Genomic DNA, 14,239 nt, shown 5'->3' on the forward strand with positions numbered 1-14,239 from the left:
CTCACAATACTGCTCGAAGGAATATCAAGATATCCATGAGAAACACAGAGTGACTTGCTCGATGACTGACGGGTATGACTGTTATCAGAATGCGTTAGCAGAGCGCGTAAATGGGATACTCAAAATGGAGCTCTTACTGAGGAAGCCGAAAGATCTGGAAGAAGCGAGGAAAATGGTAGCAGAATCTGTAGAGATCTATAATCAAATGAGGCCTCATACGGCTTTAAAATACAAAACGCCCGATGAAGTACATCGAGCGTTTTAGTTAAAAAGTGTCAACTCATATCAGGACGGGTCAGAAATTAATCGACAGTTTTGCTCAGTCTCAGACTCGTGATGGCGGCAATCACGCCGATGATCACATACAGACTGACGTTCCATACTCCAGCCTCCACCACCGCGTTCAACGGATTCGAACTGAGCAGCGCGTGCATCGGCAACGCGAAAATAGCCGTGAAGAAATCGCTGATGCCGTAAAAATCAAACAAACCGATCGACATCCATTTCAATGCGTAGATTGCCACTACCATCACCAAGATCGGGGAATTGACCCGCTGAGAGATCGCCATCGCGGTCAGCGCCAGTGGTATAACCAGCCCCCCCACTAACGCCATGCGCAAAATGAACTCCAGCCAATGCATGAGGACAAAGCTCAACGCCACCTGTTTATACAACCCATTCAGCTGATTGTCTGTCGACAGGTTCAACAGCCACAACAGCAAATCGGCTGCCAGCACCAGAGCCGAACACACCAGTGGAATGGCCAACAAACCAAACCCCAGCTTCACCAGTAACGTTTTCACATCACTGACCGGCATACTGCGCCAAAACATCAAACTGCCTTCCTGACGCGCTTTGCGCAGCGTTTTAGGAAAATACAGACTTGCCAATATCAGAGAGACCAACCCCGCCCCGCCCATGACCAATGTGTTCAGGCTGTCATTCAACTCAAGATCAAAGGGTCCGCTGTTGTCACCGAAACTCAGTTCAAAAAACAGATTGTGTTGAATGGTCGCGTTGGTCAGCAGGCTGGCAAACAAAGCCAGTCCACATATCATCACAAACAACGGGATGTACAGCACCACCCGGTTTTCCAGCCACTCTTTTTCCAGCATCGCCATACTCGCTCGCATCACGCAGCCTCCTTTTGCAGGGCCAAAAACAAATCGGCCAATTTTACACTGTAAACAGAACCTAAGTCGGCCACGCTGGCAGCATGCCTGGCATCCAATAACCAGCGCGTACTACCCAATGCTTTCTGAGACGATAAGGGGTTCAGAGCCCGGATCTGCGCCGCATGATCATCGCTGGCATCCAGAATAAAATAACGCTCACTGAGCTCATCCATGGAGCTTTGCATAACCGCACGGCCATGTTTGAGGATCAGTACATCGGTCAGCAGGTGTTCAATCTCAGCGACCTCATGGCTGGCGATGATCAGCGTCCGCTCACCGTCGTGAAACCATTCCAGCAGATGACGATAAAACGTATCACGGTACACCAGATCAAGCCCCAGAGTTGGTTCGTCCAGAATCAGTACCTGAGTGTCCGTCGCAATCACTATCGCCAAATGAAGCTGGACTTTCATCCCCTTAGACAGCGCCCGAACTTTTGCGCGGGCAACAATGTCCGTCTTGGCCAACATCGTCTGCGCTTTATTAATGTCAAAGCTGGGATGCACACCCTCGACATATTTGAGCAATTGAGCCACCGTCATCCATTCTGGCAGTACATTGACATCCGAGATGTAAGAAAGATGCGCCATCAGCTCTGCGCGGTGCGCAATCGGCTCCAGATCGTTAATGCGAATATCACCCTGATAGTGATGTGCGCCAAGCAACGCTTTGATCAGAGTAGACTTCCCGGCACCGTTGTGACCGAGAAGCCCCAGCACCTGGCCGCCACGCAGTTCAAAGCTGATATCGTGCAGCGCTTCACCTTGTGTCGCTTCGCGACCGGCATAGAGTTTCGAAACATGTTTCACACTGACTAACGGCATGATGGATCACCTTGTAAATGAGGTTGGAGCAGCTCGACGAAATCGTCCAGCGGCATACCCAAACGAGTTAATGTGGCTGCAATCTGCGGGATCTGCTGTTGGATAAAAGAGGCGCGCTCCGCCTCAGCCAGCTTGGTCGTCGCCCCCGCAGCGACAAACATACCCTGACCACGACGTTTTTCTACCAGACCTTCATCAACCAAAAGTTGATACCCTTTCATTACAGTTAAGTGATTGATTTTCATGTCAGCGGACACGCTTCGCACCGAAGGTAGTGCTTCGCCTTCGGCCCAGACTCCCTGCAGAATCTGTCGGGTGATCTGATCCGCCAATTGACGAAAAATCGGTTGGTTATCCTGCCATTCCGTCAAATCCTGGGTCCTCTCATTGATATGGTGTTATACATACATATAACACCATAATTAAAAGCCGCCAATAAAAAAAACTCCACCCGAAGGTGGAGTTTCTTAATTCACATGTTGAACGTAGGATCAGTTGGTCGTGCAATCTGCCGGACCGATCTCTTTCCAAACGCCCCACTCGCCCGTTGTTCCAGGCTCTTCTCCGGTGGTCCACCATTTGGCTTCCCAGACCTTCGCTGCCCAAGTAACTTGATCGCCGCCGTTGTACACTCCCGCAGTCTCCCACAGATTAGTGCACGTGCCGCCGCCGGTGTCTTTCTTCGCAACGACCACCGTGGTTGACGCCGACGCGGCCGCTTTGCCATCACTCACGGTGACCGTGAACTGCAGCGATGTGTCTTGCGTATATTCAGCCGCCACAAAGCTCAGGGTAGCGCCATCGATGGTTGCATTCACACCAGCAGGGACATCCCAGCTGAACGTCAGTGTATCGTTGTCAGCATCGCTGGATGCCGACGCATCCACCACCACCAGCTCACCCGCGACAGCATTGGCTGGCGCAGAGACAGCCGCTACCGGAGCGTTATTTTCTGGTTCAGTGCCTTTTGGCTGTACCGTTACGACCACTTGATCCGATGCTGAAGCACCATCATTGTCGGTCACAGTCAATTCGAACGTCAGGGTTTCCGTCGCAGCGACTTCGGCCACATTGAAACTGGCTTGCGCTGTGTTGGCGCCTGTCAGCGTCACTGGCGTACCCGCCACTTGTTGCCATTGGTAGCTGGCGATCGTGCCATCGGAGTCTCGCGATGCGCTGCCGTCCAGTGTCACGCTGGCCGGACTAGTCACCGTCACATCAACGCCAGCGGAAGCCGTTGGTGCTCGATTGGCAGGAGGATCCCCCGCCAAGCCTTCATGCATGGCGTTCAGGATATCGCCGTTATCCGCATCAATTTCCCATGAAAACAGACCCGCCAGCCCCAGACTGCGAGCGTAAGCGCCTTTCGCCAACACAGAGCGGTGGTCGTCAAACGTGATCAGCTGACCAGTTGAACGGTTCCACACCCAAGGCGCTTCGGCTTGCGCATCATAGCCATACTCGAAGCCATTGATGCCTGTGCCATCTGGCCCCAGCATGTAAGATTTCACGCCTTTGTAATCAATGACGCCCTCTTCCCACACGCCTTGCGCGGTAGTGCCTTTCAGCTTGCCGTTACCCACACCGGTCATCGGATCGTTCGGATCGCTCAGAGAACCAGGTGTGACACCTTCCCAGCCACGGCCGTACATCGCCGTACCCAGCACCAGTTTGTTCGCTGGCACACCCTGTGCAAGCAACAGCTGAATGCCGTTATCCGCGGTGTAAGCCGGACCTTTGTACGGTTCGCCGTTTTCATCGACGCCGGAGCCATCACACTGACCAGGGCGCATGAACGTGCCACAGTTGAGTGCTGTCTGATGGCCCAGCACGTTGTTCCAGCCGCCGTAGAAGTCGTACGTCATGGCGAAGATGTAGTCCATATACTGTACCGCTTCGCCGTAGTTCACGTCTTCGATCTTGTCGTAGCCCACACCAATTGCAGACGTCAGTTCGTAGGTGCGACCCGTCTCTGCTTCCAGTTCATCCAACATGGCTCGCAATTCGCGCATCAACGCCACGTATGCCGGGCCGTCATTGACTGGATCACCCAGATCCGGCGCCGCGCCGCCGCCGCCAGGGAATTCCCAGTCAATGTCGACACCATCATAGAATTTCCATGTTGTCAGGAAACGTTTCACCGACGCAACAAATGTGTCGCGGTTGGCTTTGGTGGTAAAGTCAAAGAACGGATCAGACAGTGTCCAACCACCGATTGACGGGATGATCTTAAGATCCGGATTGCGCTGTTTGAGCGCCATCAACATGGCGTAGTTGCCTTTGATCGGTGAGCTGTACTCGTGACCAGCTTGCGAAAAACTCTTCTGATACGCCGCCCAAGGGTCATGAATCACCACTTCGTAGTCCGGCACACCGTTACACGCCGTCATTAACGCGTTGTAGCTGTTACCGCCCACTTGCTTGACAGACTCGTTCGGACCACAAATTGGGATAAAGCCATACAGGATGTGGGTCAGGTTGTCTGCCGGGATATTGTCCACGGTATAGTTGCGGCCATAGATGCCCCACTCTACAAAGTAAGTCCCGACAACGGTATTTGGGTCGGTGTTGTAGGTTTTGTTGTTGGGATCCACATTCATGGTCAGCGGTTTCAGATGTGAGCCATCAGTGTCGGCGACAACCAGCTCAGCAGGCGCACTGGCACTACAACCACTGGAATCACACGCTTCGACGGTCATCTGGTATAAGCCACCTTTGCCATATTTGAAACTGGCGGTCGTTTGACTGCCGGTGATCGGGCCAGTCGCCACTTCCACGCCATCAAATAAAATTTTGTAGGTGTCGCCGGTGGTGCCACTCCACTGATTGAACTTAATGGTGATATCCGCTTGGTCGTGATATTTCACCATTTGGTTGTATCCCGCGGTGGTTTCCATCGCCAGCTCTATCTTGGAAAACTGAAGATTGTTGGAACCATAGACGTCAATACTAGGAGCCGCAGGTGCAGCCATCGCAGCGCCAGATAGTGCCATTGCGATACTCGCGGCGCACAAAGTAATACGATTCATACCTATTTCTCTCATTCCTTGTCTGTTTCACCCGCAATCGCCCTTTAACTGGTGTGTTCACCCCCAGGCCTGCGAGCAGCCAAATCTTCACCAATGCAGTGAAGATACCCAACAGTATTCGAGAGACTTTTTTTTAATTGAAAAAAATTAAAACACTATTCGAGTCAAGACGAAAAAATAGTCAGTTGTTATCATCTTGTTGCACTACAAAATCCACCCCGAGCCAATAATTTATAAATTTATTTAATAAAAGTGGAAAATGCGCCTGAGGTTACTAATTGAAGAAAAATAAGTTACAAAAGTGCAAATTAGCCAAGAGAGAAATCTTAAATTTCTTTAATTATCAGAAATATAAATAGCAAAAATCATCCGGTATTCCAGCCTGAGTATTGCATAGGATACGCTGAAACACCGGGATAATTTAACATTTAAGCAACAAAATGTACGTCATTTGCCCGCTGCCGCTTACAGGGCACGGAAACGCGCCGTAAAATGCCTCAACACCGGAGGTTCGTACTCGAACGTCAATCCTTTCAATTCGTGAGCACGCTGCTTGAGCGCAATGATGGCATCGGCGATGTAGTCCATATGATCGTTAGTGTAGACCCGGCGAGGAATGGTCAGACGCATCAATTCCAGCTCAGAGGATTTCTGTTCGCCAGTTTCGGGGTCACGTCCAAGCAGAAGGGAGCCGATCTCCACTGCTCGAATGCCCGCTTCCAGATAGAGAGCATTGCACAGCACCTGCGCCGGAAACTGCGCTGGCGGGATATGTGGCAAAATTTTAGCCGCATCGACAAACACAGCGTGGCCGCCGGTCGGTGACTGAATCGGAATTCCACCCTCAAGGAGCCGCTCACCTAAGTACTCAACCTGACTGATGCGATAGTGAAGGAAATCTTCATCCGCGGCTTCGTATAACCCGCGAGCCAATGCTTCCATGTCTCGTCCCGCCATCCCGCCGTAAGTCACAAAACCTTCCATCGGCACACAGCGGGTGCGTACCGCCTGAAACAGCTCTTCATGGTCACGAATGCAGCACAGCCCGCCGATATTGACCATGGGATCTTTCTTGGCCGACATAGTCAGCATATCGCCGTACTGGTACATCTCGCGAATGATATCCAGGATGGACTTATCCTGATAACCAGCCTCGCGTTGTTTGATGAAATAAGCATTCTCACAGTAACGGGCAGAATCGATCACCACCGGGATGTCGTGCTTAACCGCCATCTCATACACCGCACGCATATTGGCCATTGAGACAGGCTGTCCGCCTGAGCTGTTACACGTTACCGTGGTGATGATCGCACAAATGTTGTTGGCACCATGTACTTCAATGGTTTCCTCCAGTTTCTGCAGATCAAAATTGCCCTTCCAGTCATACGGTGTGGTGGTGTCAAATGCGTGCTTGTCCACCACGTTGATCGCCTTGCCACCATTGAGCTCAATGTGGCCTGCGGTGGTGTCGAAATGATAGTTTGAGATGAACACCGGGGTGCTGCCTCCACGCACCTGACGCATGCGTTCGATCAGCGCCGGAAACAGAATCTGCTCAGCTCCTCGTCCCTGGTGTGCCGGGACCGTCAGCTTGTAGCCGAAAAAGTGTTGCACCGCTTCGCACAAATGATAGTAGTTACGGCTGCCAGCGTAGGATTCGTCCCCCAGCATCAAGCCCGCCCACTGGTTGTCGCTCATGGCTCCGGTTCCGGAATCGGTTAACAGATCGATATAAACATCATCACTGCGCAATAAAAACGGATTGAGGCCCGCTTCGGCCAGTGCGCGCTCACGATCCGCTAACGTGGTCATTTTGATTGGCTCAACCATTTTGATTCGAAAAGGTTCTGGAATACGTTTCATCATTCATTTCCTTAGGAGTATAGAGTGCCCTGCAGTGAATACGCTGCACGGCGAATATCAGGTGGAGTTAGGTGTCAGAGACACCTGTCAGGAAACTAGAATGAAGAGCTCTCTTTGCTGAGCAGGGATAAGCCGTAATCGAGGTTATACCAGGGTGACAACACTAACGTGCTGTCGAGCAAATGGATGCGTCGCATAGCGTTATCTCTCCTTTGGTGACAATACACTCTAATATAGGACATTTTTCCACCACATCACTGTGAGGACGCCCTCAACTTAACATTTGAGAAACATTTGTCGTATGTTCAGGCCGGCGATTCCATATGCACTGACAACCGTATTGAGTGGGAGTGAAAACAAGATGTTAACAGCCATGAGAACAAATCGTAGGTTGGGATTAAATTTTGGTTAAATCTTCAAACTTCTGGCGATTAATCGTTGCATTCATCGTCATAGCTAGGCAGTCTCTTTCCGTTCAATAGGAATATGCACTAGGATAAATACAATGAATGCTATCAAACCTTTATCATTCTTGCTTGCTATGAGTGTCAGTGGCTTTGCAATGGCTGATGTGACGCTGAACATCCCAACCACCGTCGATGTGCTGGTTGCAAACGGTGAAAAGCCGTCGCTGTCCGGCAGCCTCTTTTCGTCAGAAAAGACGTTGACACTCCCAGACGGTGAGAACCAGCTGGCGTTCCGTATCGAGCAGTACTTTGATAAAGGCAATGATCGCATCATTGTGGAAAGCGACGTCATCATCGCCAAGTTTAATGAAAGCGGTAAAGAACTGAGCTTCGAGCTACCGAAATACCGCAATGAAGTTGAAGCTCAGGAAAACATCAAAGACGCGGAATGGTCGCTGGTGGATCAATCTGGTTCTCAAGTCAACGTGAGCGAAGACAAGCTGATCAAAAAAGGCATGCAGATTGGCCGTAACTACTCTCAGGAGCTGATGGAATATAACCGCAAAGGCGGTGTTGCCGCGGTAGCAGTTGCAGGGTATGCGGCCACGCCAGCAGTAACGGGCACACAACCTGCAGCGCCGGTTGCAACCAGCGCACCTGTCTCAGCCACAACGGCAGAAGAAATGCTGCACTTTTGGTACAGCAAAGCGGATGAGCAAACCAAAGCGCGCTTCAAAGCATACGTGAACGGTCAATAAATCGCCGTGTGAAAAAAGGAGCGTTTACGCTCCTTTTTTTATCTCCGACTGGCTGGTGTGTGAAGCATCGCGACCGGTGGAAATTTCATAGCACTTCTGCCCGTGTGCTTTGAGGCAGAAAAACACCCGGCTATCAAGCTGATGATTGACGACTTGCTGCTGGATAATCGTCATCGCCTGCTCCAGACTCATGCCATCCCGATACGGACGTGATTGGGTCAACGCCTGAAAAACATCCGTCATCGCCACAATCCGGCTCGGCATGTCCAACTCGCTGGCAGTTTTGCCAAGCGGATAACCGCTGCCATCCAATCGTTCATGATGATTAGAAGCCCACTCCACCACGCGCTGGGACGTAAACATACTGCGTAACGCATAACGAGTATCGGTCGCGTGGCGGCGAATGCAGGTGTATTCCGCTTCGGACAATCGGCCTTCTTTATGCAAGACATTATTAGGGGTACGAAGCTTGCCGATGTCGTGCACCAGTCCCGCCAGATACAACATACGCTGTATACGTTTGGAATACCCCAATTGCTTGCCGATGAACTCCGTTAACTCAGCCACGCGCAACGAATGCTGAAACGTAAACGAGCTTTTGGCATCGACCAACTGCGCCAAAAACTCCGCAATATGTATCGTTTCTTCCAGCCCCATCTGCGCTGAAAAAAATGGCACCGGTTCGAAATGCAGCGCCATATCTTCGATGTAATGACTCTCCATGGAAAACCAGAAGTCGTCGTTGTCCACCAGCTCACACAAATGCTGAACCATATTGGGTTCGAACAAGGTGCCACTGTTATCACCTAACTCCCTGATGATGGTGTGTTTGGCGTCCACACCCAGATTACCGAAGTGATCCGGATCGGCGATAGAATAGAGATAATCCAAGCGATCGGAGATAAACGCCAGCGCCGCCAACTGCTTTTCAACCTCGGTCAGCACATCTAAATGAGAGAGATCCTGCCACCAGGTATGATGGTGTAAAACTGGCACTGCAAACCCCGATAACGGATGACAGCTGCTGAGCAGTTCATACCCTTTCCGACAGTGAGAGTGGGTGTCCCGGGGTAATAACTCTGACAGCAGCGGGGTCATCTCCTCGGGCTGAGTGACACCACAGTCATGGATCAGGCCGAGATAAAAAGCGAGCTGAGCCTGCTCCTCATCCCAACCCATCCGTTTAGCGCAGCGATAAGCGATATACCCGACCCGGTGACCATGATACGCATCGTTGATGCCCACCGCATCCAGAGAATCAGCGATACCAAAGAGCACGCGACGTAAGTCAATGCTCACTTCGTCACGAAGAAAGTCCATTCTGTTAACCTAACTGACATGTTGTTTTTATTATGGTGCTCAGAGAGTAAAGCAAATGTGACGATTAATCCCATATTTTCTTGTGGTTATTAGGCAATTCGTGACTGAACTAACGTAGACCATGAATTACGTGCAACAAATAATAAAAGACTATTTGTAACAATAGGTTAAACTCATAACTACGGATAATATATCGCAAGGAGAACCGGATGTTCACCCGCATCATCGACGACGAGCTTGAACTGGCTCTGCCTCAACCATCATTCGCGCCGCGCTACCTGGAGCTGGTCAATACCCAGCGTGACTATCTGGCCCAATGGCTGGCATGGCCGACGAAAGCCCATAATGAAGCCTTTTTTGCTTCGTTTATCCGCAATGCTGTGAAAGATTACGCTGACGGGAACAGCATGGTCTGCGCCATTATTTATCAGGGAGAAGTGGTTGGAAATTGCAGTTTTAATCGCCTCTATCATGACCTGAAAAAAGCCGAGGTCGGCTACTGGCTATCCGAATCCCATCAGGGCAAAGGTATCATGACTCGCGTGGTCAAAACACTGATCGACATTGCCTTCAGTGAGTTGCACATGGAAAAAGTCGAACTGAGCGCCGCGGTAAACAATACTGCCAGCCGCGCAGTGGCTGAGCGGTGTGGCATGCAATTGGAGGCGGTTCTCAGCCATCAGGAAAAGATCGGGGAACGTATTCTCGATCACGCTATTTATTCGGTGACACGAAACTGACCAAACCAGCAAAGAGGTGCCGAACCACCGGCACCTCCCTAACAGGTTTTAGACCCAGAAGAACATGGCGATCATCGTCAGAGCAATGATGCAGGCAATGTTCAGTACCAAGCCCACTCGCATCATTTCACTTTGTTTGATGTGACCTGAGCCGAAAACAATCGCATTCGGTGGGGTTGCAACCGGCAGCATAAACGCGCACGAAGCTGCAACAGCAATCAGCACCGACAGCACCACAGGTGACAGACCAAACGCTTCAGCGACCGTAGCAAACAGAGGGATCAGCAACGCGGCGCTGGCGGTGTTGCTGGCAAACTCCGTCAGGAAAACCACAAAGATCGCAATCACCAACACGATGAAGAAGATGCCCAGATGCGCGATGGCGTCACTGAGTACATTGGCCAGAAATACACTGGTTCCAGTGACTTTCAATACGTTGCTCAGACAAATCCCGCCGCCAAACAGCAGCAGCACACCCCAGTCAGCGGTTTTTTCGATGTCTTTCCAGTGCACCACACGAGCAAAACTGACCAGAATAATAGCACCCAGCGCGACGATGGTATCGAACTTGGCGTACCCGCCCAGCATGGCGTTGATCGGCTTACTGAAAATCCACAACACAACCGTCAGGGAGAAAATGCCCAGCGTCACCACTTTGCCTTTATCCCAGTGGACGGCCTCTTGATTGAGCTCGAACTGACCGCGCAGATCCGGTTTAAGCATAAAGTACAGTACCGCAATGGCGATCGGCAGTAATACCGCCGCCGTCGGCAGGCCAAATGCCATCCAGTCAGTGAACGTCAGACCCACTTCTGCGGCGGCAATAGCGTTAGGCGGACTGCCCACCATGGTCGCAATACCGCCAATACTGGCACTGTACGCCACGCCTAGTAGTACAAACACATAGGTTTTATGTCCGCTGTCTGAATTGACTTTGCTCAACACCCCGAGCACCAGCGGCAACATCATCGCCGCAGTCGCGGTATTACTGATCCACATGGAAAGCAGCGCCGTCACCCCAAACAACATAAAGACCGCCACGCTCATGCGACCTTTGGCCAAAACCAAGACTTTATCGGCGATAACTTTATCCAGCCCCTGGACATGCATCGCGGCAGCAAGCGCAAAGCCCCCTAAAAACAGGAAAATGATTGAGTTGGCGAAGTTATTCAGCGCTGTCTGGGTATCAAACACCCCCAACAGTACGGCCATCACGGGCACTAGAATCGCGGTAACCGTCACGTGCAGAGCTTCGGTCAACCACAAAATGGCCACAAAAACCAGAATGCTGAGTCCAAGCACGACTTGCGGATCAAAGGGTAAGGTGGTGTACATCACCAAAAATAACAGGATATCGGCGATGATGATGAGGCTGTTTCGGTTAAAAAACCATTCTCGGGTATTGGAAGGTAAAGGGACACTATCGTTTCTGTTCATTATTATATTCCTTATGAAAGCCTGTCGGCGTCGCGCCCACTGAGTCAGACAGAAACAGCGTGCATCTCTGCTCAGAGGGAACCGGAATATGATCCCACAGATTCAAACACGGAGATAATAATGATTACAAAATTGTTAACCGCATCAAGGACGAGGTTATAATTATTAAATATTTGATTTGTATTGTAATAAAAAATAAACAACACCAATAAAAGCACGAGTACGCCAGACGGTTATCGAACAACGATCGGAGTGGTGAGGTGGTCATGGTAATAGGCGCTGCCCGGCACCGACTTAGCCACATACATGGCCTTATCGGCCAGCTGAATTAGCTTGCTTGCATTGTCTGACTGGCTCGGGTAGTAGCTGATGCCGATACTGACCCCGACACTCAATGTCTGATGTTCAAAACTGATCGGTTCACTGAGCTTGCGGATCAGCATCACAACTCGGTCAAGCAAAGCCGGGACAGACTCCTGCCCAACCAGTTCACAACAGATGATAAACTCATCGCCCCCCATGCGAGCCACGATGTCATGATCGCGGACACTATTAAGCAATCGCTTGGCAATGGTGCACAATAACGCATCCCCAGCGGCGTGCCCATGACGGTCATTCACCTGCTTAAATCCATCCAGGTCGAAATAAATCAGTGCGACATCCGAATCTCGGGACTGTGCCCGCTCAATCGCCGCATTGAGGTGATGTTCAAGCGCCCGGCGGTTGAACAACCCGGTCAGCGGATCGTGCAAAGAGAGGTGCAGCAGCTCGTTCTTTTGTTTGATGATCGCCGCGGTCTGCATCGCCACTTCTCTGGACAGTTCATTACGGGAAATGGTGGTCTGATTGAGGGTGTGGCCGAGTTTGTGGAGAAAATCAGCCAGCAAGACAAACTCTTTGTCGAGCGTATCAACACCAACCTGGTACTGATAGTTACCACTTTGTAACTCACGAATACACCGGGCAATGGCCCGCCGACCATGGGTGAAACGGTTGAGAATGAAAAACGCGGTGATGATTAACACCAGAGCAAAAGCACTCAGTACCGCAGCGACCAGATACATCATGCCGGTATTACGCTGTTCGGTGTCCACCAAGAGCTGACGCTGAGTACCAAGCAGTTGATCGGTGATGTTCTGCAGCACCATGTTGTAGCGGGCAAACAGCAGATCCTGTGCACTGTCGAACTCTCTTGTCTGCATCAGGTTACGGGCATTGTTCAGCCGCTGTTCTTGCTGAAGCAATTCGTTTAGACGAGACACCAGCTTCAACATAGTATCGTTGCTGCTTTGCTTGTCCTCAATTTTCGCCGCAATTAACTCAAAGTTAGCGAGTCCGGCATTGAGACGATCTTCTGCGCTGACGCCCTCAGACAAATACTGTTTCTGCCACAACAGGGTTCGCACCAACTCCAGTTGCCGCTGAGCCAGTGCGACCTGCTCAATCTGGCTATGCAGTTGATTATATTGAGAAACCTGACTCCAGATCAGTAACACGATCGCCGCACAGAGCAGAAAAGTGCAACTGAACTGGAAATACAACTTCTTGCGCAGCGAACGTTTCATTGCAACGGCACCTCAGTCTGCATCGCACGTTCAAACGGGCGCTGATCGATCACATGGCTCAATTCCATGCTGCCACCGTCTACTTTGCCCTGCTGCTGTGACCAGCGCATCTGATAACGCAGATTTGACATCAGGGCATTGCTCAGCGACACACGAAAAATGTAGTCGTCCCACACCCAGTGAATCAGATCATGGGACAGCCCAAGTGCGGTGGCAACCTGCCGACGCGCCCGCTCCGGATGATCGTGAATCCATTGCGTGGCCAGATTGAGCGCACTCAGCAATCGTCGGGCTTCATCGGTGTTTTGCTCGGCATACGCCCGCTGGCTGATCAGGTTAAACGACAAGGTATACACGCCGGGAATGCCCAGTTCACGCACCTGGCCGGAGGTTTGCGCGTATGCGTAGTACCCATGTGGTTCCCACACCGAAACGGCGTCGACTTCCCCGGACAGCAGTGCACTGTCGAGTTTATCGGAGGTCAGGTAGACTTTGTTGACTTGCATCGAACGCAAGCCACTGGCGATCACCACAGCATCAAAATAGAATTCGCTCGCGCTGCCGGGGGTCATGCCGACCCGGCGCTGAGATAAATCGGCAATAGCCTGAATCGGAGAGGAAGCGAGGCTCAATAGCTTAAGATCGTTATCGGATTCGACAAAGCTGGCGAGTAATACCAAATCGTGTTGGCGACGCCGCTCAGCCAGCAGCACCGACTCGGAGGCGGTGGCGTACTCAGCCATCCCCTGATTGAGCAACTGAGCACAGCGCACACCACCTTTCATCTGAATCAGCTCAACCTTGAGACCAAACCGAGCAAACAATCCCTGCTGCTCCGCAATGATCAGTGGTGCAGAAAGTGCTGTCTTTGATACCGCAATGCGAATTACTTTATCGGCACGCTCCTGATTGCGCACAGATTGTGTGACGGTAAACAAACACACCGCAACAATCCCCGCTAAAAGCACGCCTCTGCCAGCTCTCATGGTACAACCTGTACTTAACAACGAATAGAAAAACCATTATGTCCCACCATAGCCAGCTGACGGTGTTGTTATCGGAGATTGCAACTTTGTGCAGTCACACTTATTGAGTAATTAGATTATAATTTTTAGCTGAAA

12 protein-coding genes are annotated in these 14,239 nt (G+C 51.1%); 3 read left to right on the forward strand and 9 right to left on the reverse strand.

Annotated features, from left to right (window positions below; translation table 11 throughout):
• Nucleotides 1-265 (forward strand): integrase core domain-containing protein (locus VPR01S_RS17420; RefSeq protein WP_040903042.1); only part of this gene is annotated, 265 nt, incomplete at its 5' end.
• 37 nt (nucleotides 266-302) lie between these two features.
• On the opposite strand, the gene VPR01S_RS17425 is transcribed toward VPR01S_RS17420, so the two are convergent.
• The 5 genes from VPR01S_RS17425 to VPR01S_RS17445 form a co-directional block, all read right to left on the reverse strand.
• Nucleotides 303-1,133 (reverse strand): hypothetical protein, encoded by an 831-nt coding sequence (locus VPR01S_RS17425; protein ID WP_021706688.1) that lies wholly within the window; start codon nucleotides 1,131-1,133, stop codon nucleotides 303-305.
• On the reverse strand, nucleotides 1,133-2,002 hold the full coding sequence (locus VPR01S_RS17430) for an ABC transporter ATP-binding protein (protein ID WP_156008751.1): 870 nt from the start codon (nucleotides 2,000-2,002) through the stop codon (nucleotides 1,133-1,135). The genes VPR01S_RS17425 and VPR01S_RS17430 overlap by 1 nt, the downstream gene beginning before the upstream one ends.
• Nucleotides 1,990-2,370, reverse strand: coding sequence for a GntR family transcriptional regulator (locus VPR01S_RS17435; RefSeq protein WP_021706690.1), 381 nt, complete (start codon nucleotides 2,368-2,370; stop codon nucleotides 1,990-1,992). Before VPR01S_RS17435 ends, VPR01S_RS17430 begins: the two co-directional genes overlap by 13 nt.
• A 120-nt stretch (nucleotides 2,371-2,490) precedes the next feature.
• Nucleotides 2,491-5,028, reverse strand: a complete 2,538-nt coding sequence (locus VPR01S_RS17440; RefSeq protein WP_021706691.1) for a glycosyl hydrolase family 18 protein — start codon at nucleotides 5,026-5,028, stop codon at nucleotides 2,491-2,493.
• Between the two features lie 465 nt (nucleotides 5,029-5,493).
• Entirely contained in the window at nucleotides 5,494-6,891 is a 1,398-nt protein-coding gene (locus VPR01S_RS17445) for a tryptophanase (RefSeq protein ID WP_040903044.1), read from the reverse strand.
• Nucleotides 6,892-7,396: 505 nt separating this feature from the next.
• Here VPR01S_RS17445 and VPR01S_RS17450 point away from each other — a divergent pair.
• Nucleotides 7,397-8,056 (forward strand): DUF2057 family protein, encoded by a 660-nt coding sequence (locus VPR01S_RS17450; RefSeq protein ID WP_021706693.1) that lies wholly within the window; start codon nucleotides 7,397-7,399, stop codon nucleotides 8,054-8,056.
• A gap of 24 nt (nucleotides 8,057-8,080) precedes the next feature.
• Here the strand turns inward: VPR01S_RS17450 and VPR01S_RS17455 are convergent, their stop codons facing one another.
• Nucleotides 8,081-9,376 carry an HD-GYP domain-containing protein gene (locus tag VPR01S_RS17455; protein ID WP_021706694.1) on the reverse strand — a complete coding sequence of 432 codons (1,296 nt, stop codon included), beginning with the start codon at nucleotides 9,374-9,376 and terminating at the stop codon, nucleotides 8,081-8,083.
• A gap of 209 nt (nucleotides 9,377-9,585) precedes the next feature.
• On the opposite strand from VPR01S_RS17455, the gene VPR01S_RS17460 reads away from it, so the two are divergent.
• Nucleotides 9,586-10,116, forward strand: a complete 531-nt coding sequence (locus VPR01S_RS17460) for a GNAT family N-acetyltransferase (protein ID WP_021706695.1) — start codon at nucleotides 9,586-9,588, stop codon at nucleotides 10,114-10,116.
• 48 nt (nucleotides 10,117-10,164) lie between these two features.
• Here the strand turns inward: VPR01S_RS17460 and VPR01S_RS17465 are convergent, their stop codons facing one another.
• The 3 genes from VPR01S_RS17465 to VPR01S_RS17475 form a co-directional block, all read right to left on the reverse strand.
• Complete coding sequence (locus VPR01S_RS17465) at nucleotides 10,165-11,553, reverse strand: SLC13 family permease (protein WP_021706696.1); 1,389 nt, start codon at nucleotides 11,551-11,553, stop codon at nucleotides 10,165-10,167.
• 233 nt (nucleotides 11,554-11,786) lie between these two features.
• The gene (locus VPR01S_RS17470; protein ID WP_021706697.1) at nucleotides 11,787-13,118 is read right to left on the reverse strand and encodes a GGDEF domain-containing protein; all 1,332 of its coding nucleotides are present in this window, start codon (nucleotides 13,116-13,118) and stop codon (nucleotides 11,787-11,789) included.
• Nucleotides 13,115-14,104 carry an ABC transporter substrate-binding protein gene (locus VPR01S_RS17475; RefSeq protein ID WP_021706698.1) on the reverse strand — a complete coding sequence of 330 codons (990 nt, stop codon included), beginning with the start codon at nucleotides 14,102-14,104 and terminating at the stop codon, nucleotides 13,115-13,117. Before VPR01S_RS17475 ends, VPR01S_RS17470 begins: the two co-directional genes overlap by 4 nt.
• Between the last annotated feature and the right edge of the window lie 135 nt (nucleotides 14,105-14,239).

Origin of the sequence: Vibrio proteolyticus NBRC 13287, assembly GCF_000467125.1 — a bacterium.
Taxonomy (GTDB): domain Bacteria; phylum Pseudomonadota; class Gammaproteobacteria; order Enterobacterales; family Vibrionaceae; genus Vibrio; species Vibrio proteolyticus.

What these genes read in the sequence shown, in the direction of transcription:
- VPR01S_RS17425 (WP_021706688.1), bottom strand. Translation starts at nt 1,133, where the DNA reads ATGCGAGCGAGTATGGCGATGCTGGAAAAAGAGTGGCTGGAAAACCGG.
- VPR01S_RS17440 (WP_021706691.1), bottom strand. Translation starts at nt 5,028, where the DNA reads ATGAATCGTATTACTTTGTGCGCCGCGAGTATCGCAATGGCACTATCT.
- VPR01S_RS17445 (WP_040903044.1), bottom strand. Translation starts at nt 6,891, where the DNA reads ATGAAACGTATTCCAGAACCTTTTCGAATCAAAATGGTTGAGCCAATC.
- VPR01S_RS17450 (WP_021706693.1), top strand. Translation starts at nt 7,397, where the DNA reads ATGAATGCTATCAAACCTTTATCATTCTTGCTTGCTATGAGTGTCAGT.
- VPR01S_RS17455 (WP_021706694.1), bottom strand. Translation starts at nt 9,376, where the DNA reads ATGGACTTTCTTCGTGACGAAGTGAGCATTGACTTACGTCGCGTGCTC.
- VPR01S_RS17460 (WP_021706695.1), top strand. Translation starts at nt 9,586, where the DNA reads ATGTTCACCCGCATCATCGACGACGAGCTTGAACTGGCTCTGCCTCAA.
- VPR01S_RS17465 (WP_021706696.1), bottom strand. Translation starts at nt 11,553, where the DNA reads ATGAACAGAAACGATAGTGTCCCTTTACCTTCCAATACCCGAGAATGG.
- VPR01S_RS17470 (WP_021706697.1), bottom strand. Translation starts at nt 13,118, where the DNA reads ATGAAACGTTCGCTGCGCAAGAAGTTGTATTTCCAGTTCAGTTGCACT.
- VPR01S_RS17475 (WP_021706698.1), bottom strand. Translation starts at nt 14,104, where the DNA reads ATGAGAGCTGGCAGAGGCGTGCTTTTAGCGGGGATTGTTGCGGTGTGT.